The sequence below is a fragment of the Paenibacillus sp. FSL H8-0282 genome (genome assembly GCF_037963825.1).
In the GTDB taxonomy this organism is placed as follows: Bacteria; Bacillota; Bacilli; order Paenibacillales; family Paenibacillaceae; genus Paenibacillus_AQ; species Paenibacillus_AQ odorifer.
In genome coordinates, this window is the sequence record NZ_CP150146.1 from 970,552 (window position 1) to 994,750 (window position 24,199).

19 protein-coding genes and 15 tRNA genes are annotated in these 24,199 nt (G+C 45.5%); 24 read left to right on the top strand and 10 right to left on the bottom strand.

What is annotated here, in order from left to right:
* Positions 1-38: 38 nt before the first annotated feature.
* The 16 genes from NST94_RS04120 to NST94_RS04195 all read left to right on the top strand — a co-directional run bounded on the left by NST94_RS04120 (position 39) and on the right by NST94_RS04195 (position 2,000).
* Positions 39-115, top strand: a tRNA-Ile gene (locus NST94_RS04120).
* Between the two features lie 3 nt (positions 116-118).
* Positions 119-194, top strand: a tRNA-Asn gene (locus NST94_RS04125).
* A gap of 5 nt (positions 195-199) precedes the next feature.
* Positions 200-292: transfer RNA gene (locus tag NST94_RS04130), tRNA-Ser, on the top strand.
* A 15-nt stretch (positions 293-307) separates the two neighbouring features.
* Positions 308-379, top strand: a tRNA-Glu gene (locus NST94_RS04135).
* A gap of 6 nt (positions 380-385) precedes the next feature.
* A tRNA-Val gene (locus NST94_RS04140) sits at positions 386-461 on the top strand.
* A 13-nt stretch (positions 462-474) separates the two neighbouring features.
* Positions 475-551, top strand: a tRNA-Met gene (locus tag NST94_RS04145).
* Between the two features lie 71 nt (positions 552-622).
* Positions 623-699 (top strand) — tRNA-Met (locus NST94_RS04150).
* 25 nt (positions 700-724) lie between these two features.
* A tRNA-Asp gene (locus NST94_RS04155) sits at positions 725-802 on the top strand.
* A 16-nt stretch (positions 803-818) separates the two neighbouring features.
* A tRNA-Gln gene (locus NST94_RS04160) sits at positions 819-893 on the top strand.
* Between the two features lie 7 nt (positions 894-900).
* Positions 901-976: transfer RNA gene (locus NST94_RS04165), tRNA-Lys, on the top strand.
* Between the two features lie 15 nt (positions 977-991).
* Positions 992-1,076: transfer RNA gene (locus tag NST94_RS04170), tRNA-Leu, on the top strand.
* Positions 1,077-1,083: 7 nt separating this feature from the next.
* Positions 1,084-1,158: transfer RNA gene (locus NST94_RS04175), tRNA-Gly, on the top strand.
* 10 nt (positions 1,159-1,168) lie between these two features.
* Positions 1,169-1,245, top strand: a tRNA-Arg gene (locus NST94_RS04180).
* A 32-nt stretch (positions 1,246-1,277) separates the two neighbouring features.
* Positions 1,278-1,351, top strand: a tRNA-Pro gene (locus NST94_RS04185).
* 12 nt (positions 1,352-1,363) lie between these two features.
* Positions 1,364-1,434, top strand: a tRNA-Gly gene (locus tag NST94_RS04190).
* A 101-nt stretch (positions 1,435-1,535) separates the two neighbouring features.
* Positions 1,536-2,000 carry a YdeI/OmpD-associated family protein gene (locus NST94_RS04195; RefSeq protein WP_076279888.1) on the top strand — a complete coding sequence of 155 codons (465 nt, stop codon included), beginning with the start codon at positions 1,536-1,538 and terminating at the stop codon, positions 1,998-2,000.
* 69 nt (positions 2,001-2,069) lie between these two features.
* On the opposite strand, the gene NST94_RS04200 is transcribed toward NST94_RS04195, so the two are convergent.
* Complete coding sequence (locus NST94_RS04200) at positions 2,070-2,525, bottom strand: GreA/GreB family elongation factor (RefSeq protein ID WP_339281701.1); 456 nt, start codon at positions 2,523-2,525, stop codon at positions 2,070-2,072.
* Between the two features lie 396 nt (positions 2,526-2,921).
* Between NST94_RS04200 and NST94_RS04205 the strand changes: the two genes are divergently transcribed.
* A complete protein-coding gene (locus NST94_RS04205) occupies positions 2,922-3,116 on the top strand; it encodes a sporulation protein Cse60 (protein WP_036686883.1) in 195 nt (64 codons plus the stop codon).
* A 150-nt stretch (positions 3,117-3,266) separates the two neighbouring features.
* On the opposite strand, the gene katA is transcribed toward NST94_RS04205, so the two are convergent.
* The gene (gene katA / locus NST94_RS04210; RefSeq protein WP_339281702.1) at positions 3,267-4,724 is read right to left on the bottom strand and encodes a catalase KatA; all 1,458 of its coding nucleotides are present in this window, start codon (positions 4,722-4,724) and stop codon (positions 3,267-3,269) included.
* 262 nt (positions 4,725-4,986) lie between these two features.
* Positions 4,987-6,603 carry an alpha-glucan family phosphorylase gene (gene glgP, locus NST94_RS04215; RefSeq protein WP_076219778.1) on the bottom strand — a complete coding sequence of 539 codons (1,617 nt, stop codon included), beginning with the start codon at positions 6,601-6,603 and terminating at the stop codon, positions 4,987-4,989.
* Positions 6,604-6,859: 256 nt separating this feature from the next.
* Between glgP and rbsK the strand changes: the two genes are divergently transcribed.
* Together rbsK and aroD are read left to right on the top strand one after the other, a co-directional pair.
* Positions 6,860-7,789 carry a ribokinase gene (gene rbsK, locus NST94_RS04220; RefSeq protein ID WP_339281703.1) on the top strand — a complete coding sequence of 310 codons (930 nt, stop codon included), beginning with the start codon at positions 6,860-6,862 and terminating at the stop codon, positions 7,787-7,789.
* Between the two features lie 61 nt (positions 7,790-7,850).
* Positions 7,851-8,615, top strand: coding sequence for a type I 3-dehydroquinate dehydratase (gene aroD, locus NST94_RS04225; RefSeq protein WP_076130672.1), 765 nt, complete (start codon positions 7,851-7,853; stop codon positions 8,613-8,615).
* Positions 8,616-8,699: 84 nt separating this feature from the next.
* On the opposite strand, the gene NST94_RS04230 is transcribed toward aroD, so the two are convergent.
* From NST94_RS04230 to bglX, 4 genes are all read right to left on the bottom strand, one after another.
* Positions 8,700-9,452, bottom strand: a complete 753-nt coding sequence (locus tag NST94_RS04230) for a MerR family transcriptional regulator (RefSeq protein WP_076282127.1) — start codon at positions 9,450-9,452, stop codon at positions 8,700-8,702.
* Between the two features lie 186 nt (positions 9,453-9,638).
* Positions 9,639-10,391: a 3'-5' exonuclease gene (locus NST94_RS04235; protein ID WP_036686897.1), complete on the bottom strand. Its 753-nt coding sequence runs from the start codon at positions 10,389-10,391 to the stop codon at positions 9,639-9,641.
* A 186-nt stretch (positions 10,392-10,577) separates the two neighbouring features.
* Positions 10,578-11,546: a metallophosphoesterase family protein gene (locus NST94_RS04240; protein WP_076310567.1), complete on the bottom strand. Its 969-nt coding sequence runs from the start codon at positions 11,544-11,546 to the stop codon at positions 10,578-10,580.
* 116 nt (positions 11,547-11,662) lie between these two features.
* Complete coding sequence (gene bglX / locus NST94_RS04245) at positions 11,663-13,822, bottom strand: beta-glucosidase BglX (RefSeq protein WP_339281704.1); 2,160 nt, start codon at positions 13,820-13,822, stop codon at positions 11,663-11,665.
* Positions 13,823-14,465: 643 nt separating this feature from the next.
* On the opposite strand from bglX, the gene NST94_RS04250 reads away from it, so the two are divergent.
* The 5 genes from NST94_RS04250 (at position 14,466) to NST94_RS04270 (ending at position 20,008) form a co-directional block, all read left to right on the top strand.
* Positions 14,466-15,410: an ABC transporter permease subunit gene (locus NST94_RS04250; RefSeq protein WP_305953532.1), complete on the top strand. Its 945-nt coding sequence runs from the start codon at positions 14,466-14,468 to the stop codon at positions 15,408-15,410.
* Between the two features lie 28 nt (positions 15,411-15,438).
* Positions 15,439-16,335, top strand: a complete 897-nt coding sequence (locus NST94_RS04255) for a carbohydrate ABC transporter permease (RefSeq protein WP_076105429.1) — start codon at positions 15,439-15,441, stop codon at positions 16,333-16,335.
* Between the two features lie 80 nt (positions 16,336-16,415).
* Positions 16,416-17,993, top strand: coding sequence for a DUF3502 domain-containing protein (locus NST94_RS04260; protein WP_076105428.1), 1,578 nt, complete (start codon positions 16,416-16,418; stop codon positions 17,991-17,993).
* Positions 17,994-18,061: 68 nt separating this feature from the next.
* Positions 18,062-19,084 (top strand): LacI family DNA-binding transcriptional regulator, encoded by a 1,023-nt coding sequence (locus NST94_RS04265; RefSeq protein WP_036686912.1) that lies wholly within the window; start codon positions 18,062-18,064, stop codon positions 19,082-19,084.
* A gap of 36 nt (positions 19,085-19,120) precedes the next feature.
* Positions 19,121-20,008: a sugar phosphate isomerase/epimerase family protein gene (locus NST94_RS04270; protein ID WP_076310568.1), complete on the top strand. Its 888-nt coding sequence runs from the start codon at positions 19,121-19,123 to the stop codon at positions 20,006-20,008.
* A gap of 87 nt (positions 20,009-20,095) precedes the next feature.
* On the opposite strand, the gene NST94_RS04275 is transcribed toward NST94_RS04270, so the two are convergent.
* Genes NST94_RS04275 through NST94_RS04285 form a run of 3 tightly spaced genes read right to left on the bottom strand, consistent with a single transcriptional unit; the run spans position 20,096 to position 24,199 of the window.
* Complete coding sequence (locus NST94_RS04275; protein ID WP_339281705.1) at positions 20,096-20,875, bottom strand: fused MFS/spermidine synthase; 780 nt, start codon at positions 20,873-20,875, stop codon at positions 20,096-20,098.
* A complete protein-coding gene (locus NST94_RS04280) occupies positions 20,847-22,346 on the bottom strand; it encodes a response regulator (protein WP_339281706.1) in 1,500 nt (499 codons plus the stop codon). The genes NST94_RS04275 and NST94_RS04280 overlap by 29 nt, the downstream gene beginning before the upstream one ends.
* Positions 22,347-22,363: 17 nt before the next feature.
* On the bottom strand, positions 22,364-24,199 hold the full coding sequence (locus NST94_RS04285; protein ID WP_339281707.1) for a sensor histidine kinase: 1,836 nt from the start codon (positions 24,197-24,199) through the stop codon (positions 22,364-22,366).

Below are 24,199 nucleotides of genomic sequence, written 5' to 3' on the forward strand. Positions count from 1 at the left end.
GGTATTTTTTTTGCCCTTAATATTAATATGTCTTAGAAGGGCCTTTAGCTCAGCTGGTTAGAGCGCACCCCTGATAAGGGTGAGGTCGGTGGTTCGAGTCCACTAAGGCCCACCATATTCCCTGATAGCTCAGTTGGTAGAGCACTCGACTGTTAATCGAGTTGTCACAGGTTCGAGTCCTGTTCGGGGAGCCATTTATGGAGAGGTGTCCGAGTTTGGCCGAAGGAGCACGATTGGAAATCGTGTAGGCGCCACAAGCGTCTCGAGGGTTCGAATCCCTCTCTCTCCGCCATAAAATTATTAGCATGGCCCGTTGGTCAAGGGGTTAAGACACCTCCCTTTCACGGAGGTAACATGGGTTCGAATCCCATACGGGTCATATCATGGAGGCTTAGCTCAGCTGGGAGAGCATCTGCCTTACAAGCAGAGGGTCGGGGGTTCGATCCCCTCAGCCTCCACCATTTTTTTCACTGACGCGGGGTGGAGCAGCCCGGTAGCTCGTCGGGCTCATAACCCGAAGGTCGCAGGTTCAAGTCCTGCCCCCGCAACCAATTTACTCTTATACATTATGTTTAGGGATAAGCTGGTATGGTGAAAATGAATAGTATATACTAATTAATGACGCGGGGTGGAGCAGCCCGGTAGCTCGTCGGGCTCATAACCCGAAGGCCGCAGGTTCAAATCCTGCCCCCGCAACCAATTTACACTTATGCATTATGTCTATGGAACCGTGGTGTAGTTGGCCTAACATGCCTGCCTGTCACGCAGGAGATCGCGGGTTCGAATCCCGTCGGTTCCGCCATTTAGTTAATTATTATTGGGGATTAGCCAAGCGGTAAGGCAACGGACTTTGACTCCGTCATGCATAGGTTCAAATCCTATATCCCCAGCCATTTATGAGAGCCATTAGCTCAGTTGGTAGAGCACCTGACTTTTAATCAGGGTGTCGAAGGTTCGAGTCCTTCATGGCTCACCATTTTCTTTAAAGTGTGCGCGTGTGGCGGAATTGGCAGACGCACCAGACTTAGGATCTGGCGTTTCACGACGTGGGGGTTCGAGTCCCTTCACGCGCACCATGTTTTTGCGGACGTGGCTCAGCGGTAGAGCATCGCCTTGCCAAGGCGAGGGTCGCGGGTTCGATTCCCGTCGTCCGCTCCATATAGATTTTGCGCCCTTAGCTCAGCTGGATAGAGCGTTTGACTACGAATCAAAAGGCCGGGAGTTCGAATCTCTCAGGGCGCGCCATTTTTATTACTAAGCAGTTATAGTATTGTTAACGGGATGTAGCTCAGCTTGGTAGAGCACCTGGTTTGGGACCAGGGGGTCGCATGTTCAAATCGTGTCATCCCGATTTTATACCTTTGCGGGTGTAGTTCAATGGTAGAACTTCAGCCTTCCAAGCTGATAGCGTGGGTTCGATTCCCATCACCCGCTTATAATGAGAAACACCTGCCGGTATTAGGCGGGTGTTTTTTTGTATAGTTAAGCACGTATGGATACAATAGGAACTAGAGATTTTATTTGAGGAGGGGCCAATGTTTGAATTTGAAGCAAGGTTAGTCAGACCAGATACGAATGGGAGTTGGACATATCTTACGGTTCCTTTTGACGCTGAACAAATATATGAAACTAAATCAAGGATACAAGTTAAAGGAAGCCTGAATGACATTCCCTATAGAGGAACACTCATGCCGCATGGTAATGGGAAACATTTTATGGTCGTGAAAAAAGAACTGCGAGACTTAGCCCATGCTCAACCTGGAGATATAGTTCGGGTGACAATGGAACAAGATCATCAATTGCGAGAGATAGAAGCTCCAGAAGATTTTCTGGACGCACTAAGCAGCAATGAGCAGGCAGAGGTATATTATAACAGCTTGGCTTATTCCTATCGGAAGGAATATGTGAGCTGGATCGAAGGGGCGAAAAGACCGGAAACCAGAGCAGCAAGGATCCAGAAGTCAGTTAATAAGCTGGAAGAAGGTTTGAGGCTTAAATAATAGAACAGCGTCCTCCTCCTTAATATCTGGAAAGGGACGCTGCTGTAGTGGGTATATAAGGGATCGTCCTTATATAAGAACGCCTACTTCACCATTATTCACGAACTTAATGCTTTCGATCTTCACCTCTAGTTGACCTGAAGGAATCGCTAGCTGACAAGTACTGCCGAGCTCAGCCAGCAGCAGCTGCATGCCTATAGGTGACAACATAGAAATCTTGTTATCGTTAGGTTCTGCTTGGTTAGGAAATACGATGGTATAGATATCTGTAGTATTATCGTCCAAGTAACGAAGCTGCAGCTGACTTCCGATAAAGACCTGTGAATTTAAATCTTCACCATTGAACACAGTTAGTAATTGTTCCAGCTCGGAGCAATAACGGGATAACAGCGTTTCAGCGTTGCTTCTATCCTTGCTCCGTACCGGAAAGTATTGATTTAGAAATGCGATTTTTTCCTCATCAAAATAGATAAGCTGCTGAAGCAGCTGTGTCCGTGAGCCTTCATAGATAAGACTATGGTTCATAGTAGATTTCACCCCCTCTAAGTAGCACATTCCTTGTAAACCTGTTATGGTGTGTTGCCATCTTAAAATCCCTCCTATACAAATAGAGGTCCCCCAATGGAGACCTTCTGATCAGTATACCAGCTTCTATTTGTAAATCCAATCCATTTTAAAAGGGGAATTAAAACCTTCTAAATATTGTAATGAAAACCTTTGACTATTACATACTTGGGTGCTATGATAGGCTGATGCATAGGCATTTCGTAGAAAACTGCGAAATGCCTATACTGTATTTTGAAGATATTTTTACATTAATTGTTACCTGGGGAGTGATACGCCATGTACATTTCGTTGAGTTCACATATAGATTCCAGAACTATAAAATAACTACTTAATTTATTAAAGGAGGAGATCAGGATGATTCAAGTTAAAGAGTTTGTAGATGCTGACAATTCTTATGCAGAGAATAAAGCTAATGAGTTCCTGGCAGGACTACGGGAGGAACAGATTGTGAATATCTGTTACGGTTCGGTAGTTAAATCATCACGTGATGGGGCAGAGCACCAAAGAACCACTATACTGGTCGTGTATAAGACAAATGAAAGGCAATAACTGGAACACGTTTTTTTCATGTCTATCCATTGTCTCCACGCTGGGCGTTGTGATTGTCATCATTTATTATGTTTTCAGCTAATTAGCAAAAAGAGGACCTTTCCCATCTACGGGCAAAGGTCCTCTTTAGTTATAAGTGCATTTACAATCTTACATTCCGTCTGGTACAGATAAACCCAAACCGGATGCGATACGCTGTCCCAAGTCTGGATCAGCTTTAAAGAAATGCTCAATCTGGAGACGTTTGATATCGTTACTTTCAACAGGAGTCATAGCGCCAACGATATTTTGAACTAGACGGGTACGTTCTTCTTCAGACATTAGACGGTACAAGTCACCTGGTTGTGTATAGTGATCGTCACTATTGTAGGAGACACTATCCGCATAACCAGAGACTTCGAACGGAGATGTTTTATGCTGCGGTGATTCTTTAGGTCCTCCTAAGCTGTTAGGCTCGTAATAGGCACCGGAACCGCCATTGTTGCCCAAGGCCATGCCACCATCACGTTGATAGTTCTTCACTTCTACTTTTGGACGGTTGATAGGTAAACTGTTATGGTTGGGACCAACCCGGTGACGGTGTGCATCACCATAAGCGAACAGACGGCCTTGTAGCAATTTATCAGGCGAAGCTTCAATACCAGGAACGAAAGAGCCGGGGGAGAATGTAACTTGTTCTACTTCAGCAAAGTAGTTCTCCGGATTGCGATCCAATACCATACGTCCAACCTCGATTAACGGATAATCTTTTTGCGACCAGACCTTTGTTACATCAAATGGATCAAAACGGTAAGTCTTCGCATCCTCGATTGGCATAATTTGCACGTAGAGCTTCCAAGCAGGGAAATCTCCTTTATCAATAGCATTAAACAAGTCCTCTGTATGATAATCCGGGTTTTCCCCAGCGATTTTGGCAGCAAGGTCTGCATCTAGATTCTTAATGCCTTGTTCTGTTTTGAAATGGTATTTCACCCAGACTGCATTGCCCTCGGCATTTACCCACTTGAAGGTATGGCTACCGAACCCATGCATATGTCTCAGCGTAGCTGGAATTCCGCGATCCGACATCAAAATCGTTACCTGATGCAGAGATTCAGGCGATAAAGACCAGAAGTCCCATACAGCATTCGGGTTCTTCAGATGTGTCTGTGGATCACGTTTCTGTGTATGAATAAAGTCCGGGAATTTAATCGCATCACGAACGAAGAATACAGGCGTATTGTTACCTACGAGATCATAGTTTCCTTCTTCAGTATAGAACTTCACGGCAAATCCACGAGGGTCGCGTACGGTATCAGCAGAACCTAATTCACCAGCTACAGTAGAAAAACGAATGAACAACGGTGTACGTTTGCCTACTTCAGACAAAAAGTTAGCTTTTGTGTATTGGGTTAGATCTTTTGTAACTTCAAAATACCCGTGAGCGCCTGCACCTTTAGCATGAACGACACGTTCAGGAACACGTTCTCTGTTAAAGTGGGCTAATTTCTCAAGCAAATGGACATCTTGCAGTAAAGTGGGACCGCGGTCACCGGCTGTTATTGAATTCTGATTGTCGCCTACTGGAGCACCCCAGCTGGTTGTAAGATTATTATTATTGGAGCTCATTAATAGAATCACCTCATAAGATTTGATTTTAGATTTAGTATAAGTTCTATATTAATGTTTTTTAGAGAAATTGCAACACTTTTTAAATAATTGACTCATTACAATATGTGGTAATCGTCAATACATCGTTGGCACATTCAGATATATATGATAGACAAAGTGATTAATTGCTTAGCAGAATTAAAAAAGAAACAGCGCATCCCTACCATCACTGAAGGGGTGCGCTGCATTTTTTGATATAGAAGATATTCGGTTCTTGTACTTAGGCTTTAATGTACATTCTGTTGTAATATTCATCTAACATTCTTTTGGTGGCAAACTCCGTACGGGTGGTTTCGATACTCTTTTTCATCATTTGTACCCACTGTTCACGATTCTCGTAAAAGGTTGGGAGCACACGTTTCAATAAGGTGTTGTACAGTGCATCACTATCATGCTTATCCAGAACCTCAAAGTCTGTAGTTTCGAAGCCGTCTCCAATCTGCCAGCCATTCTCGCCATCGATGCAGGCTTCCGGCCACCAGCCATCCAGAATAGAACAGTTCAATACACCGTTCATAGCTGCTTTCATCCCGGAGGTGCCGCTGGCTTCCAATGGTCTGCGTGGATTGTTGAGCCAAATATCAGCACCGCGCGTCAGCTGGGCACCAATCGTCATATCGTAATTCTCGAGGAACACAACACTCTTTGGATACTTTTTCATCATCGCTACTAGGTTACTGACGATTTTTTTACCGTTATCATCGAGTGGGTGCGCTTTGCCGGAGAATACGATTTGTATCTTTCCAGACTCCAGATAAGGTTCGATAATTTCTGGCTGCGAGAAGATCAGGTCGCTTCGTTTATATGGAGCTGCTCTGCGTGAGAAGCCGATGAGTAAATTGTCAGCATTTAAGCTAATGCCGGAACGTTCTTTGATGAACTGGATCAGTTCGCCCTTGATCTCTTTATGCACTGCCCATAAGTCTCCATCCTGTTCGTAGGCTTGCGTCATTCTATCATCTACCCAGGTAGGAGTATGGATGGCATTAGTAATGCCTATAATTTCCGATCTTCCGGCTACTTCCTTCCACATTTTATTAGCCGTATCGGCGTGTAGCTGGGCTACTGCGTTGGAAATACGTGATAGTCTTAGACCTGCAACCGTCATATTAAATGGCTCGCCGCCGATCCGCTCCATCTGGTCACGTGTTAAGCCGTTGAACGCACTCATATACTCAAGTCGGTCGAGAGGATGGGTTTCGTTGCCTTCTTTGATTGGTGTGTGGGTAGTGAATACGACTTCTTCGCGAGTGGCTTTCCACGCTTCTTCGAAGGTATGGCCTCCGGACATTTTTTCACGGATTAGTTCGATAGCCGCTAGAGCCGCATGACCCTCATTGAAGTGATAGACATCAATAGGGATTTGCAACGCACGCATAGCTTTGACTCCACCAATCCCAAGCACGATCTCTTGTGCGATCCGTTCTTCGCCGAACCAGCCGTACAATTGGCCTGTGATCCAGGCATCATTATTCTCGGGAATATCCGTATCCAGTAAATACAATGTGCTGTTGCCAAAATAATCAGTTTTCCATACTTTGCATACCACATCGGTTTTTCGGACTTTAACAGTTACCTTAACCCCTGTATCTTCAAGAAACTCATAAACATAATTGTGATAGGAGTCGTACGGATTGCCATTGGCATCAATCTTTTGGTCCGTGTAACCTTGTTTCCACTTCAGCCCAATAGGGATGATAGGGGCGTTGATATCTTTTGCACCCTTGATGTAGTCTCCGGCAAGAATGCCCAGACCTCCGGCATACATTTTGAAATCGGAATGCAGCCCGTACTCCATACTAAAATAAGCGACTGACGGTAATTTTTGTTCGTTCACTTGATAAGCCTCCTAATCACGGATTAGATTAAATTGCAGTGAAGCTGCGGGCATTATCTTAGGTGCAAACGTTTGCTCAAAATAGTGCAGGCAATCATTGTGGAAGCGATTGCACCACTATTCTAGCACACTCGATGAATAAAAGCATAACGTCAATTTGGTGAAAACAACCATTTTGAATCCAATTGAGCGGAATTGATTGATAAAGTGGACAGAAGCCCCTAAGATAAAGAGATTGAAGAAATAATTAATGGTGGTGTCTAAGTTGGATATAGTTGTGATTGGAAGCTTGAATATGGATATGGTGGTACGTACAAACCGGTCACCAAATGCAGGAGAAACCCTGATTGGACAAGCCTTTGCTCTATCTCCTGGCGGAAAAGGGGCAAATCAGGCCGTTGCCGCAGCACGTCTGGGTGCAGAGGTTAGTATGATCGGAAGAGTTGGAAAAGATACCTTTGGTAGCGAAATGCTGGAGATTATCAGGAATGAAGGCATTCATATAGAGCATATTTCTGTAAGTGAACATGAGGCAACAGGAGTCGCCTCAATCGTTATTGAAGAAGATGGAGAAAATCGGATTATCGTGGTACCTGGAGCGAATATTGAGCTTACGGTAGAGGATATTCAGGCATTGGAGGCTGTGATTAGCCAGGCTAAGATCATTGTGCTGCAGCTTGAAATGGATCTGGCGATGAGTGAGCAGGCGATTGCGATTGCCCATCGTAAGGGGATTCCGGTCATCCTTAATCCTGCACCAGCTAGAGTGCTAAAGGATGAGATGCTGGCTCAGGTATCTTACCTGACACCTAATGAGACGGAAGCCGGGATTTTGTCCGGAATGACTGTGGATAGCGCAGAGACTGCTGAGCAGGCAGCCCGTATTTTGCTGCAAAAAGGAGTACAGAACGTAATTGTAACCTTGGGTTCAAAAGGTGCCCTGATTGTGAATGCTGAAGGTGCCAAGGCTGTTCCAGGCTTCCCGGTAAAGGCGGTAGATACAGTTGCTGCCGGTGACTCATTTAATGGCGCATTAGCCCAGCAGCTGGTCATAGGGAAGACCATGGAGGAAGCCGTGAGCTTCGCTAATGCTGTAGGTGCATTGGCTGTAGGGAAAGAAGGGGCGATCCCTTCATTGCCGCAGTTGTCCGAGGTCGAGCAATTTCTAAAACGTAAATCGCTGTAGAATAGACAGTACAGGATATTCAAGATCTATACTAGATGAGATAGGATAAGGAGCTTAAATAATGAGCAGAACAGTAACCGTTAAAAATGTGATCATCGGCGAAGGAATCCCTAAGATATGTGTTCCGCTAATTGGAGCGACCTTGTCTGAGCTGAAGCAGGAAGCGGAAGCGCTGAAAGTACTGCAACCTGATTTGGTGGAGTGGCGGACGGATTTTTTTGCTGAAGTGGAAGACGTTGCAGCTGTAAAGAACGCACTAAGCGAAATCTGTTCTGTGATTCCAGATCTGCCGCTGATTTTTACTTTTCGGAGTGCAAAAGAAGGCGGAGAGAAGCAAGTCAGCACGGAATATTACACAGCACTGAATAAAGCTGCTGCCGAGAGCGGTCTAGTAGATATAATAGATGTTGAACTATTTAATGATGAGCAGGATGTAAAGCTACTGGTCGAAGCTGCTCATGCTCATAACGTGTCTGTCATTATTTCAAATCATGATTTTCAGGGTACACCTCCTAAAGAGGAGATCATCTCACGGTTATGCAAGGCGCAGGAGCTTGGCGGGGATTTGCCCAAAATTGCCGTTATGCCCCAAGATGCAGGCGATGTGCTAACTTTGCTGGAAGCTACACACATCATGAAGGAAAAATATGCAGACCGTCCGATTATAACGATGTCTATGGCGGGAGCCGGGGTGATCAGCCGTTTGGCAGGTGAAGTTTTTGGTTCAGCGCTTACCTTCGGAGCTGCACATAAACCTTCTGCACCTGGCCAGGTAGCTGTCGCTGAGCTTCGGAATACATTGTCGCTGCTGCACCGCAGTCTGTGATTTCTGCTGATTGCTATTGCCTCAAAAAAAAGGCATCCGGAGTATCCGGATGCCTTTTTCTATTTTAAAATATTGTTCGTGCGCTTACGCATTTTTTCCCGTATATACATGTACGGCATCTCTTAGAAACGCAGCGAGTCCAGGGCGGCGTTTGTCATAGTATTCGGTAAAACGTTCATCATCAACATACAATTGTGCAACACCAGCATGAGCTTCTTTGGAATAGGAATTCCAGTAGAAGGAGAGCCACTCACGGTGTAGGTCTGCACTTTTTTGCGCTAATACACTGGCAGGATCACCATGCTCCATTGCTTGCAAGAGTGTTTCGAACATCTCTTCCTCAAGCTGTTGTATAGCGGCATATTGTTCTTCTGTCATTCCTTTAAGCTTTTGGTTGGATTGATTAATGGTGTCATCTCCGTATTTCTCCCTTATTTCTTGGCCATATTTCTTTTCGTTGTCATCTACCAGCTTTTGTTTAAAGCCTTCGAATTTTTCAGTATCACTCATGGTAATTCTCCCTTCTTTTTGAGCCAGCGTCTTTTCGACGTTAGCGATTAATAGATCTAATTGCTGTCTTTTTTCCAGTAGCTTGTCATGATGCTCCCGCAGCGCTTTGGCTCCGTCGAATGAGGGCTCTGTCATAATAGCCTTGATACGTTCCAGACTTAAGCCAAGCTCCCGATAAAATAAAATTTGCTGTAGTAGATCTACTTCGGTACGGCCATAGATACGATACCCCGAAGAGTTGATTCTCGCCGGCTTAAGAATGCCAAACTCATCGTAGTAGCGCAGGGTCCGTGTGCTGATTCCAGCTAACTCTGCGAGCTTCTGCACTGTGTATTCCGTAGTATCACCTCCTACAAATCAAATGTACACCTTTACGTAACGTGAAGGTCAAATGGTTTTTTTAGCATATCCAAAACAGCGGCAGCTACCCTCTGAATGATCATGGGGAAGTCTGCCGCTGCTATGAATAAGTCTATAATGTTGAGCTATGTTGAGCTTTGCTGCTGCTTGAATTTATTTATGACCCATTTGTGCTGTGAAATAATTGTGCAATTCCTCCAGCTTACGAGGGTCCGCAAGGGTTGCTTTGTCTGAGAAGTAGTGTTCAACGACAAGGTCCCAGGTAGGTACAATTTTTTGTGAGGTCATAGCCTTTATGGCTACCTTAACTGTTTTGCGTTCTTTGGCATTGGAGAAGGTATCTACGTAATGCTGTGAACGCTCAAAATCCAGATCCTTAAACACGGCGCGGAAGATCTCTGACGTCATCCGTGCATCATCCAGCGCCCGGTGTGCAGATCCAGTAGGCTCAAGCTCAAACAATGCCATCGCGCTTTCCACGCTGACATCATTGCTAAGACCACGCGCACGAAGAACTCCTTTGAGCAAATCGAAATACGTAGCGGACATCCAGTAGGATTCGTCCATCTTGTGCATGCGCACATCCTGAATGATTCGCTTCATGTCTTCGCCACCCCAGGTAAGCAGCAGAACTCCGTCTGTACTTAGATCAAGCCACTCTCTAAAAGCAGTGATGACTTTGGGGAAGCGGGCGGCAATATCGATTTCCTCTTGAGGGATACCCGTTTTTTTCTTAATAAAGGAATTTAGGGTGGAGAAATATATAGGTTTGATCAAGGAAGAAAATTCATCCTTATACTGCAGTGAAGAGTCTAACCGGACGGCTCCAATCTCAATGACCTCCATAGGGTGCTCGCTGGCAAACTTACGGCCGTTGAATTCGATGTCCAGAATAATATAATCCACAGGTACTTGCCTCCGTTTCCATGACTGACGCTGTAGTGCTTAATACGTCGACTTCTCTATTTTAACAAAAAAAGTGATGTAATGGGGAATATGGAGACAAGCTAATATTTGCACAAAAAAATGAACCAGCGTAACATCTGCGCACTGGTTCATTTAATCACTATTAAAATTTAATCCTATAAAAGATTAATGTCCTGAATCGGCAGCAGGTTCAGGCATATGAATCGGCTGTTCATTTATAACGGATCCGTCATCAAGACGAAGCCAGGTATTGAAGTCTTGAGTGCCTTTGACCAGTTCGATGACGCGTGCTCCCCGCATAAAGCCTTCTTTTCCATAAGTATTGTAGCCGGTAGCACGGCCATAAGAAAGACGTATGCCATACAGGCTGCCGCTAAAATCGTTGATATGGTCATGTCCGCAGAAGGTGCCAAGCACATCACCCATTTCCAGCAAAGCCGAGAATAAGCCCGAGTTCACCTCAGGTGAGCATACACGCTCAAACTTATGCCCATGACAGACTTGTGTAGACCAGACATCCCGATATTCGGGAATTGGAATATGGAAGAAAGCCAAGGCAGGCAGCCTGTTCTCAGTAGTCTTCGGATTCAGCCGCGCAGATTCAGCCGTCAGCCAGTTGATCTGATTCCGCCCAACCCAATTGTAGCCCGGGATATCCTCATATTCGGAGTAGCCGCCAGAGTCCAGAAAATACAAAATAGCAGCCGAGTCGTCCTCCTGATCTTTAATTTCAAGAGTGTAATTGCCCGAGCCTTCCAGCTCTTCTGGACCGGCTTCGGTCAGGCAGTGGGGATGTTCCAGGGCAATTTGCATCAGTTCACTCTTTGAAATCAGAGTTTCTGTGTCATGGTTGCCAAATACAAAGGTCCAAGGGATGCCGGATCTCTCCACGGCAGCGACAGCTTCACGAAAAGCTTGTGCGGGGTGCTCGCATGCCTTGTTTCCCGGTGATACAGGACCCGTGTAAATAAGATCTCCCGTGAAAACCACAAGATCAGGTTGTTCCGCATCCAGAATGCGTTCCATCAGTGCCTCGGTAAGCTGATCCTCAGCTCTTCCATCCATCCAGTGCAGATCTGTAAATTGTACGATTTTAAAAGTGCCATCTTGCTGAAATGATAAACTGTGTCTCATTAGAATAATCTCCCTTACTATCGAATATTGAATAGCAAGCTGTGGAGGCGCCAACCCCTCATTGCGCCAAGAGGGCGTTGAGGGATGACGTCGTTAGAAGCATAGCTATACGCAGGTCAGCCGATCCAGATCCGCTGAGTGCAATGATCTCCAGAGTTTCTACCGATCATAATATCATATTCCCCAGGCTCGAAGACCAACTGATCGTCTTTTCCGTAGAACATTAACATTTCTCTGGTGATTTCGAAGGAAACCACCTGTTTCTCATGCGGTGCGAGTGTAATCTGCTGGAAGCCTTTCAGTTCCTTGACCGGGCGCACGACACTTGCGCTGACGTCGTGGATGTAGAGCTGAACGGTTTCCTTGCCGGCGATGTCCGAAGTATTCTCAACTTCAATGGAGGCAACAACCCGATCCGCAGCTTCAACATTGAAGCTGTTGTAAGCAAACTTGGAATAGCTCAGGCCATAACCAAAACAGAACAGCGGGTCATTCGGGCAGTCCAGATAACGGGTCACATAACGCACATTAGGATACATAGGATCATAAGGACGTCCCGTTTGATAAGCATTGTAGTAGACAGGAATTTGCCCAACCGAGTAGGGGAAGCTCATCGATAAACGTCCGGAAGGATTATAATCTCCGAACAGCACATCGGCCAGCGAATTTCCTGACTCTGTACCCAGAAACCAAGCCTGCAGCAGAGCGTCGCTGGCATCAAGAACGGGTTTCAGCTCCAGTGGTCTGCCGCTGAATACAATGGTGACGACCTTTTTTCCGGTATCCTTCAGACGCCAGATCAGCTTCTCCTGATTGGCTGATAGGCGGAGATTGGATTTGCTTCCTCCTTCCCCGGTATCCTGCTGATTCTCACCGACAGCGGCGAGAATTACATCACAATCCTTCAGCGCCTGGTAGGCGTCTTCAATTTCATCCTCCACATCAAAAACACCCTCAAGCATGCTTCCCAGCTCACCAGTCATGGCCGTAAAAATATTTTCGGCAGATGTTTTTTGCGAAATGCCGGTGTAGAGTGATACAGCCGGATCTTTTTCTGTCCCGGCCCAACCGCCCAGCACATGAATGGAGGTGGCGAAAGGACCAGCCAGACCAATCTTCATGCCACGTTTAAGGGGCAAAGCATCATTGTCGTTTTTGAGCAGTACAACTGAGCTAGCTCCAAGCTCCCGTGCGGCCTGCAGATGCTCCGCGCTAGGTTTCGGAGCCTCATCCACCAGCGGATCTGCATCCTTAAATGGATTATCGAACAAGCCAAGCGCGTCCTTGAGCTCAAGCACCCGGATAACAGCTTCATCGATCAAGGCGATATCAAGCTTTCCTTCCTCGACCAGAGCAGCGCCGTGGTTTAGATAGTGAGTGGACATCATCTCAATATCCAGCCCAGCAGCCAGACTTTTCTCGGCTGCCTCACGGCCATCTATCGCGGCGCCATGGGGAATCAGCTCATTAACGGAATTGAAATCGGCGATGGTAACGCCGTTGAAGCCCCATTCTTCCCGTAAAATCCCGCGAAGAAGCTCGGAATTACCACTTGCCGGGATACGGTCAATGGTATTAAATGCGGCCATCACCATGGCCACACCAGCATCTACGGCAGCCTTATAGGCTGGCAGGTAGAACTCACGCAATACGCCGGAAGACATATCCACCGTGTTGTATTCCCGTCCGCCTTCGGGAGCACCATAACCAGCGAAGTGCTTCACACAGGCGGCGATGCGTCCTTTTTCTTTTAGGTCCTTGCCCTGATAACCCCGCACCATACTTTCGGTGACACGGGCATTCAGATAGGGATCCTCACCAGATGTCTCCATGACACGTCCCCAGCGCGGGTCGCGTACGAGATCAGTCATGGGCGAGAAGGTGACGTGAATGCCGGCAGCCGCACTCTCCTTGGCGGCGATTTCAGCAAACCTTTCACAGGCTTCAAGGTCAAAGCTGCTGCCCATGGCCAGCGGAATAGGGAGGATGGTCCGGTAGCCGTGAATGACATCCGCCATGAAGAGCAGAGGAATCTTTTGTCGGCTGGTTTGCAAATGTCGGGTCTGTTGCTCGATTACATTCCGGGCTCCAATACCGTTCAGAACACTTCCGATGCTCTCCATTACCTGCGGTTTAATGTTCAGTTCCTTAAATGGTCCGGTTAAATCCACGGTATCGTCCAAACCCCAATAGTGAGGACCTAGCTGGGTTAATTGGGCCAGCTTTTCGTCCAGGGTCATATCGTTCACAAGATCTTGGATAAACGTTTTAGTCATGGTTAACTCCTTCCTCGTGAGCGCATTGAAAGTTAGTTTGTTAAATAGATGTGTAGTTCCCCGCCGGGCAGCGTAAGCATGATTTTATTAGCAAAACTTACGTTAGATAGGCGATAAGGATGGGAGTGAACCGTTTACTCTCCTGGCACACAGCTCCGAGATGCGGAATGGGCCTGAGCTATAATCAGGTTCATTTGTTGTGAAAATCATAGCATTTCTCTCTTCGGATACAGGGATGAGGCATAAATTAAATCAGAAGAGGATTGCATCATTAAGATGTTACATATGGAGACTGACATGTCTATGAAAGAAAAGTATAAAAACGTTTCCACAAACGATACACCTCGATATTAGTCTGAACACCAAAAAAAGTCAATCGCCTTTGGAAAAACAGCTAATTTATATTTTTTTACGTGAAATATGTAACTTTAGTACTTGTAATTCAAAAATAAAATGAATTGACAGCGCATACATTTTGGGAGTATGCTTCTCACACAGAGAGTTTTACAGAAACACTGGAAACGTTTCTACAACACTCGATACACTTTTTTATGAAGGTTGGGCAAACTGTTTTTATTCTGGCTGCTGGACAAGAAAGGAAGGTAATTTATGCATGTGACTGAATGCATCTTTCAAATTGGAGGTGGGCACTTTGGCGAGACTGAAGCTTGTGGGTGGAAACATTGTTCGGGAAGTCATTAAGAACAAAGTTCTTTTTCTAATGTTGCTGCCTGTAATCGTATATTTCGTTATCTTTCACTATGCTGTAATGCCTGGAGCTTACGTCGCATTTGTAGATTACAAGCTCAATAAGGGGATTTTTGGAAGTAACTTTATCGGCCTCAAGAACTTTGAGTTTCTGGTTCAAAATGGGGATCTATGGAATATTACCAAGAATACGCTGCTCTATAATATCGTCTTTCTGGCTTTAGGTAATATCATTCAAATAGTATTTGCAATTATGTTGTCTGAGATCTCAGGCAAGTGGTTCAAAAAAATATCACAATCCGTTATCCTGTTACCGAATTTCATCTCCATGGTTATCGTCGGTGTGTTTGCCTACAATATATTCAATTTCAATTCCGGGTTTATCAATACGATGTTAACTGGAATGGGGCTAGACCGTTACGAGTTCTATTCCGATCCGGGCATCTGGAAATATATTATTGTGGCTTTCAAGATCTGGGCGGGTACCGGATATGGAATGATTGTTTATCTGGCAACGATCACAGGGATTAATCATGATCTGTACGAGGCTGCTTATATGGATGGAGCGACTACCTGGCAGCGAATCCGTTATATGACCTTGCCGATTCTGAAGCCAACCTTTATTCTGCTTCTACTGTTCGGTATGGGTGGAATTCTCAAGGGATCCTTTGACCTTTTCTATAATCTGATCGGTACGAACTCTGTACTGTATCCGCAGACAGATATCATCGATACCTATGTCTTCCGTTCACTGGTGGGACAATTCAACTTCTCTATGGGTGCCGCAGTGGGCTTCTACCAATCCTTATTCGGTCTGATCCTGGTGCTTGTAGTTAACTTTATTGTACGCAAGGTAGAACCGGACAGCGCTTTGTTCTAAGACTAGACACGAAACAGGGGTGATAAATATGGAAAAGAGTACAATCAAACAGGATTCCGGAAGCATTCTCATAAAAGCAGTCAGTTATATCTGTATCGCTATCTTTGCGCTATTCTGTTTATTTCCCTTCGCGTTGATGATCTCCTCATCGTTCATGAACGAGCAGGAAATTGTTCGTGAAGGCTACAAGCTGCTGCCGAAGGCATTTTCCTTTAAGGCTTACGAGATGCTATTCAACAACTCTACTCAGCTGGTGAATGCTTATCAGGTAACTATCTTCATCACCGTAGTGGGTACGGTACTCGGACTGTTTATGATGTCGATGGCCGGATTCGTGCTCAACCGTAAGGATTTCAAGTACCGCAACTTCTTTTCCTTCTTGATTTACTTTACAACACTATTCAGTGGCGGCTTGATTCCGACATACATCCTGATGGTTAAGCACCTGCATATGAAGGACAGCTTATTCGCCATGATTCTTCCGGGTGTAGTTGGTGCATGGTCCATCTTCCTGATGCGTAATTTCATGAAGGCGATTCCGGATTCCTTATATGAATCCGCTACCATTGACGGTGCTGGTGACTTTCGCATCTATTGGCGGATATTTATTCCGCTGGCGGTTCCATCCTTGGCTACTATTGGACTTTTCTCAGCACTAGGCTTTTGGAATGAGTGGTATAACGGGATGTTGTATATTGACAGTCCGACGAAATATCCGCTCCAATACTTTTTGCAGCGAATGGTCAATCAGACGAACTTAGGAGCGCTAATCAACTCGGGAGCGGTCATCAATACTGCTGATCTTCCGACGCAATCCATCAAGATGGCTACAGCTGTGCTGGCCACTGGACCGATTATTCTCCTGTATCCATTTGTACAGCGTTATTTCGTAACAGGCCTCACCATCGGGGCTGTAAAGGGTTAATGGACGCAATCTTCTTTTCGAAGAGCGTTTATTATAAATGAAAGTTTCATAAATAGAAGAGAAAAGGGAGGCTTACCTAAATGAAAGGTAAAAAGATCGCGTCTTCTTTAATTGCTGTCCTCATGCTTACTGGAGCACTGACAGCCTGCACATCCAAGAACAACAATGAGCCGAGTAATGATCCGGCAGCCACGAAAGCTCCAGAGGCTTCAGCCAATGCAGGCGGAGTGGATACTTCCAAGGAAGCTAAGCTGGTGTACTACCTGTGGGGCAGCGAAGGAGTTAAAAATAAAGAAATCCTCGCTGAGATTAACAAGAAGCTCAAGGCTGATCTAAACGCTACGATTGAAGTGAAGTATATTGACTGGCCGGATATCGCTACTAAGTACCCGCTGCTATTTGCTTCAGGCGAAGAATTTGATATGTCGCATGCATCTCCCGGAGCTCCGGTGTCTTATTTCACATTGGCTAGTGAAGGCGCTCTAGTGGACCTTACAGATATGCTGGATAAAGTTGCTCCTAAGCTAAAAGCGGAAATCCCGGAAAGTGTGTGGGAGAATACAAAATACAAAGGCAAAATTTACGGTGTACCAAGTCTTTATAGCGAATACACACCTGCCGGTTATGCCTATCGTTCTGACTTGCTGAAGAAATATGGAATGGACAAAATCACTTCCATTGATGATATGGTTAAATACATGGATAATGTGGTTGCTAATGAGTCCTTCCCACCAATTAACGGCAAGGCAGAAGATGCAGCCAATATGTTCAGAATGCTCGTAGATACTACAGGGATGTGGCTTAACGCTCCTGGTATATCTTTGAATGAGCTGAATCTTGTGACCAAAAGTCCAGAGGACTACAAGACCGTCTTCCATCCAGCTTTCACTCAGGAATTTGAAGATTGGGCTGTGAAGATGCGTGAATGGGCGGATAAGGGTTACTGGAGTAAAGATGTGCTGTCTGCAACCCTAGGCAGCAAGGATAACTTCAGAGCAGCTAACTCCGCAGGTTATTTGACTCATGCTCAGGACTGGATCGGCCAATACGGTGCGGATTTGAAGGCGCAACCGGAATCAGATCCTTACTTCTTTACTTTTGCGGAAGCTAATAAGAAGATCAAACGTAAGATGGGCGTTGACAACTCGACTGTAATCAGCACGAACTCAGCTAATCCAGAGCGCGCTCTGATGGTGATCGAGAAGTTCATGACCGATGAAAGCTACTACAACCTCATCCAAAACGGTATTGAAGGCAAACAATATGTGATGGAAAATGGTGTTAAAAAGCAGCCTGCAGGCTTCAACGATAAAACGGACGGCGGAGGTTTCGCTGCTTGGTCACTTCGTAATGACAAATTCGTAGTTCCTACGGATACAGAAAACCCAATCCGTAACTCCTTATTCGCAGAATGGGATAAAGTGGCTATCGATGATCCTTACAATGGCTTCAGCTTTGATCCAACCAATGTTACAACTGAAATTGCTTCGATTTCCAACGTGAATTCACAGCTCGGTATTCAATTGATGCTTGGTAAAACAAGCAAAGATCCAAAAGCAGCTGTTGCGGAGTACCGTGATCAGTTGAAAAAAGCAGGAGTTGACAAGGTCATTGCCGAAGTAGAGAAGCAATTGGCTGCGTTTGTTCCTGTCAACTAAAGAAAGTTAAGGGGTGTAAGGGAGCTATAATTCGATATAGCTCCTTTACCCATAAATGGGGGAGTAAAGTGGATGTAAATATCAAGGATATCGCGCGGATTTCCGGTGTGGGCATCTCGACGGTCTCCAGGGTAATCAATAACAAGGGACCGGTGAGCAAGTCTACACGTGAGAAAGTGATGAGTGTGGTTAAGGAATACAATTATATTCCCAATTCCAACGCGCGGAATTTGAAAACTACACAATCTAAGAACATTGCACTTATGGTCAAGGGGATTACCAATCCTTTTTTCTCTAATATGATCAGAGAAATTGAACGGCAGGTCAATCTGCGGGGCTACCCGTTTCTTATCCAGCAAGTAGAGGATGGGACCGATGAAATCAATGCTGCAATTCAACTGGTGAAGGAGAAGAATCTGTGTGGGATTATCTTCATGGGTGGAACCTATGATCATTCTGAAGAGAAGTTCAAACAGCTGACGGTTCCGTTTGTGCTGACAACGATCACCTCAACGCAGGAGGTGAACCCGCTTATTTTTTCCAGCGTTATTATCAATGAAACGAAGGAAGCCTATAAGGCTACCAATTATTTGATCTCATTAGGTCATACGAATATCGGCTTTTTAGCCAAGTCTCCATTATTGGATGAAACCACGGGCAACCGGCGGTATTTAGGCTACAAAAAAGCACTCGAAGAGCAGGGTCTGCCCTATGATTCAGGGTTGGTTGAGGATTGTGAATACAGTCCCAGCTCGGGATTTAATGCTGCGCGAAGACTGCTCAACAAGAATAAGGGAATTACAGCTATATTTGCCGCTTCCGACACGATTGCCATCGGTGCTGCCAAAGCGGTGCTTACCGCGGGGTTATCTATCCCTGATGACATTTCGATCATTGGCTTTGACGGGATCGAGATGGCTGAATATTATCATCCTTCTCTTGATACAATCAGCCAGCCGGGTACGGAAATGGCCTTATCCAGTGTAGGTGTTCTCTTCGACCTCATTTCCGGACGGTCAAACCATCAGCATATTGTCTATGATGCGGTATTGCTCAAGCGTGGTTCCTGCAAGATGATTAAACCTCGTTAAGATCACACTATAAACCTTTATTGGAGTGGAACCCAAATGCAAGATACACTGAGAATAGGTACGATTGTTCGTGGTGGAGAAGCCGTTAAGGTCATTCCACAAATTGTGGGGCATGGATTTGAATCATTTAATCTGAATTTTTGGCAGACCACCGGCGAAACCGATTTGATAGAAACGGCTGCACGACTGAGGGAGTTAGCTGCTGAACATGATTTTGTCATCTCTTCTGTGGGCATCTATGGCAATCCGCTGAATGGCAGCGGCGACAATGCCGACACATTGGCCAGCTGGGAGCGGCTGATTGATCATGCACATTTATTTGGCACAGATATTATAGGCGGGTTCACCGGCCGATTGCCAGGCTTGTCCATTGACGAGTCCATCCCGAAGTTTACAGAGGTGTTCGGAGAATTGGCGAAGAGAGCGGCAGATCGTGGCCTGCGGATTGCTTTTGAGAATTGCGCTATGGGCGGAAACTGGCAGAGCGGAGAGTGGAACATCGCTCACAATCCTTCGGCCTGGGAGAAGATGTTCAATGCCGTTCCGGCGGATAATCTGGGATTGGAATGGGAGCCTTGCCACCAGATGATCGCATTGATTGATCCGCTTCCGCAGCTGCGCAAATGGATGGATAAAGTATTCCATGTGCATGGCAAGGATGCGACCATCGCTTGGGACATCGTCAAGGAATACGGTATTCATGGCCCCAAACCTTATGTATGGGACCGAACCCCTGGCTTCGGGGATACCAATTGGGTAGATGTAATCACCATCCTGCGCCAAGCGGGTTATAAAGGTACGATTGATATCGAAGGCTGGCATGATCCAGTGTATCGTGATGAGCTGGAAATGACCGGCCAGGTGCATGCATTGAATTACTTGAAATATTGCCGTGGTGGCAGCTTTGTGCCTAATCCGGTTTAAATGGTGCCGTATGAAAACAACCCAAAAATGACCTCGAAATCCACAGTGAAGTGGAGGATGAGGTCATTTTTTATAGTTAATCCTGATTTAATCCTGAATCAGATATCCTTGTCCCAGCTGTATTTCTTTGAAGCCAGCCAAATGGCGGGCTTGAAAGCGGATAGGGGTGCTGCCGCCAACCATAATGATATTTTGGATATCGGCGGCCCCTTCTGAAGGCAGGGAAAAGGCTCTGATATAGGCGTACTCTTCGGCTAGCGTCGTATAAATCGCGTTGATCAGCGGGTCATTTTCACCTTTTCCCATTAGATTCATGAGAATATATCCGCTTGTGGTCAACTTCGAACGGGTAATACTGAAAAATTCACGGGAGATCAAATGCCTTGGTGTACCAGCGGCAGTAAAGGCATCCAAAATGATGTAATCATATACCTGCGGGTCTTCGCCTTCAAGGATCTGACGTCCGTCACCGATCACTACGTTATCTTGACTATATCCAAAGCAGCGGCGGCTTAATTCGACTACTTGTTTGTCTAGCTCGGCTACTTTAAATCTTTTGTCCGGAAAATGTCCGGCAATTGTTCCAATTCCATGCCCAATAAGAAAAACATCCTCAAAAGAAGGGAGGTTGAACTCCATGAAGTGAATGATGGCCCGCGGATATTCAAAGAGAACTCGTTGCGGGTCATTAAGATCCATCGCACCTTGAGTGGCATGATTCGAGAACTGCATAACACGGAAGGAGCCTTTTTCACCATATAGTTCTGTTGTGTCGTAGACGGTTATTTCATGATTTTCGCTATTTCTTTGAAGCTCTGAATGCAAGTGATCGATCTCCTTATACAATACTAATTCGTTTATATTCATTGGGTGTAACCCCGACAACACGTTTAAAAAGCTTGTTGAAGTAGGCAGGATCGCCATATCCAACCTCTGCCCCAATCTCGTGAACCTTCAGGTCCGGAGCATTCTTGAGTAGATGTTTGGCTTTGCGCAGCCGAATTTCCGTGATGTAGTCCGTCAGTGTAAGTCCGGTCTCTTGCTTGAACAGCTTGCTTAAATAGCTTGGAGTCAAAAAAACCATATTCGCCAAAGTGTTCAGATCCGCATGCTGATTATAGTTAGCGGATATCCAGCGTTTTATGGTTTCTATGGCTGTGCCGGACATCTCCAGACGATGGGTTCTGATTTCGGTCAGAATGTTTGTGAAATGAGCGGTAAACATCTCCTCAATGTCGCAAAAGCTCATACTGGACGCGATTCTGTCGTCCAACCTGAGGTCGGGAGCACTTTTATTGCGGGCCTCGAATTCTTGCAGTTCCTTTTGTGCAGTTTCTTCAACCCATCGACAGACCCGGAGAATTTGGTCAGGACCGGCTTGTTGTGCTTTCAGCACTGAGAACAGGTCATGAATCCATTCTAAGACGCCTGTCACATTCAGAATCTGCAGGTTATGGATCAGCGGTTCTCTAATTGTATTAAAGTGATCCAGGAGGTTCATCTCCGGCTGTTGAATATTCTGAATATTCGCGTAATGTACAGGCCCCGGATTATATATGCCCATGTTGCAGGCTTGTTTAGCATCTAGGTATGCCTGTCTAAGCTTGGATACCTCATTATAACAACCGCTGGTACCTACATGTAGGATCTTTCCGTGTGCAGATATCCGCATAATGTCACCGATATCTTTTAAATCGTTGTCTGACAGCGGCTCAGCAGAATATACAATCCAGACGTAGAGTCCTTTTTGAATCTCCAAGCTGTCGAAGCTCAACGCCTTCTCTTGCCGCAGACTGTCTGCGCAGGAGCAGACGGTTTCTCTGGCGCTCCCTTTGAGGACAAAGACCGAGAAATAAGGCTGGGGCAAGGTAAGGCTGGATAATAGGAGAGGGGAAGAGGGCTCTTCGATATGTAAGACTGTCAATAAAAGCCCGGAACGGTGGCGTTCTTCCTTGTCGCGCGCGAGCTGCCGTTCTTTGTCTAGCCGATAAAGCAACTCGAACAGCTGCACTTTATTAATTGGTTTTAATAAATAGTCTACAGCTGAGCTGCGGATGGCTTCTCGGGCATAATTAAATTCAACAAATCCACTCATTAGAATAGAGTAGATCTGCGGATGGGTGGCTTTTAACTGTTTAATCAGCTCCAAGCCATTGATTTGCGGCATACGAATATCTGTAATCACAACATCAAGTTGAAGTGTGCTTAACTTATCTAATAGATGTTTTCCATCGGAGTAGGTGCCGATGACCAGGAATTCGGCGCTTTCTTTACTGATCATTCGGGCCAGTCCTTCGCGGATTAAGATCTCATCATCCACAATCGCAATACGCAGCAATCTGAGCAGCCCCTCTCCTAAATAAATTCATCTTCACTGTATTTAGCGTTAATATCCGCAATGCGCAGGGTAACACGAGTGCCGATTCCAAGCTCACTCTCAACAAGCAGACCAAACGAACTGCCGTAATGCAGGCGAATTCTTTCATTTACATTTCGTAGTCCAATCCCGAACCTTTCATTGTCCGTTCCAGTCTGCAGACTATTGTTTAAGGAACGAAGGGTGGCTTCATCCATACCGATCCCATCATCTTCTACACAGAATACGGCATCTCCATGCTCGCTCCATGCGGTGATGCTCAAGGTGCCCGGTCCTACCTTTTGATCCAAACCGTGAAAGACAGCATTTTCTACGATCGGTTGAAAGACAAGCTTAATAACAGGAAGATGAAGGAATTCGTCCGGCACGTCGATGTTAAGTCTGAACTTGTCTGGGAATCGGATTTCCAGCAGCTGATAATAATTTCTCACATGATCCAGCTCTTGTCTAATTGTAACAGCCTCTTCGTTTCGGACAATGCTGTAACGCATTTGAAGCCCAAGTAAATAGGTTAGCTTCGCCACACGTGGATCATCATTGCTCTCTGCAAGCATGCGGATGGATTCCAGCGTATTATAAATAAAATGGGGATTAATCTGGTTTTGAAGCGCCCGCATATCAGCCTTTTGCTTCCGTTTCTCCGTGATGGACACTTCTTGTAACAGATCTTTGATCCTTATGATCATCCGATTAAAATGACTGCCCAGCATCCCAATTTCATCATTATATTTGGAATGCTGCCAGACATCCAGATTACCATGCTGCACCCGTTTCATTAAGCGGACCAAGGATTTAAGGGGTTTGGTCAGGGCATGGGAAATTATAGTCGCAACAAAAAGTGCAAAAGCAATGATAATCAGTGTGGTCAAGATAAGCGTATTACGATTCTTTTGTACAGGGGACAGGATACGTGTTAAAGGAATCGTAACCATAGTGGTCCACCCGGTCTGTTTCGAGACGGTATACACTGCAAGATAAGACTGGCCATTCAAGTCTATTTGAAAATGATCCTGCTGCTGATTTACTTGCTGCAGCAACAGCTTTGTATTCAGAGTTTTTTGTGTATCGGCAGCCAGATTCGGAACCGCGGAATCTTCACTGGCATAAATCAGATCTCCGTTGTTATCTACAATGAACGTGTTTCCTTGCGTAACTGCATTTACGGGATCGATAATGCCCTTAAACAGATTGATGTCTACATCGAAAACGAGAATTCCTATATTCTGCAATGTGCTTACAGAGTTAATCGTACGCAGAACACTAAAGACCTCTTTATGGACATTCGAGTTGGTGCGGATCGTATGTCTGCCCTGAATGACAGGCGCTGCTCCGGCATCTTCACTCATGGTTCTCCATTTGGCTAATCGTTCCTCGGGATACAGTTCATTAATTCCAGCGTCTTTATCATAAAAGACAGAACCGTACTGATCCACCAAATACACGGCAATGATTTCTTCCTTAGTATGATTCAAATAGCTAAGGAACATCGCCATGCCCGTATTTTTTTCCCAGTCGGTATTTTGCTGTGTCAGGTAGACTTGCACATCGGTGTTATACAGCGGCAGGGCTGTATACCTTTTGAGGTCGGCAATATATCGGTCGATGGTATCTGAAGCATTCGATGTCATTTGACCCGCACCGTCAGTCGCATTCACAAGAACCGAGTTGAACATGGAGCGGGACGATAGATAACTTACATAAGTAATCGGCAGAGAGATCAGAAAGACAAAGATAACAATCAGCTTGCGCTCCATCGGTAGATTGGCAAGGAACAACCACATTTTGCGTAAAGTTAACCGGATGTATGATAGCAT

Coding starts and splice junctions, on each gene's coding strand:
- NST94_RS04195 (WP_076279888.1), top strand. CDS start 1,536: ATGTTTGAATTTGAAGCAAGGTTAGTCAGACCAGATACGAATGGGAGT.
- NST94_RS04200 (WP_339281701.1), bottom strand. CDS start 2,525: ATGAACCATAGTCTTATCTATGAAGGCTCACGGACACAGCTGCTTCAG.
- NST94_RS04205 (WP_036686883.1), top strand. CDS start 2,922: ATGATTCAAGTTAAAGAGTTTGTAGATGCTGACAATTCTTATGCAGAG.
- katA (WP_339281702.1), bottom strand. CDS start 4,724: ATGAGCTCCAATAATAATAATCTTACAACCAGCTGGGGTGCTCCAGTA.
- aroD (WP_076130672.1), top strand. CDS start 7,851: ATGAGCAGAACAGTAACCGTTAAAAATGTGATCATCGGCGAAGGAATC.
- NST94_RS04240 (WP_076310567.1), bottom strand. CDS start 11,546: ATGAGACACAGTTTATCATTTCAGCAAGATGGCACTTTTAAAATCGTA.
- bglX (WP_339281704.1), bottom strand. CDS start 13,822: ATGACTAAAACGTTTATCCAAGATCTTGTGAACGATATGACCCTGGAC.
- NST94_RS04255 (WP_076105429.1), top strand. CDS start 15,439: ATGGAAAAGAGTACAATCAAACAGGATTCCGGAAGCATTCTCATAAAA.
- NST94_RS04260 (WP_076105428.1), top strand. CDS start 16,416: ATGAAAGGTAAAAAGATCGCGTCTTCTTTAATTGCTGTCCTCATGCTT.
- NST94_RS04270 (WP_076310568.1), top strand. CDS start 19,121: ATGCAAGATACACTGAGAATAGGTACGATTGTTCGTGGTGGAGAAGCC.
- NST94_RS04275 (WP_339281705.1), bottom strand. CDS start 20,875: ATGAATATAAACGAATTAGTATTGTATAAGGAGATCGATCACTTGCAT.
- NST94_RS04285 (WP_339281707.1), bottom strand. CDS start 24,199: ATGCTATCATACATCCGGTTAACTTTACGCAAAATGTGGTTGTTCCTT.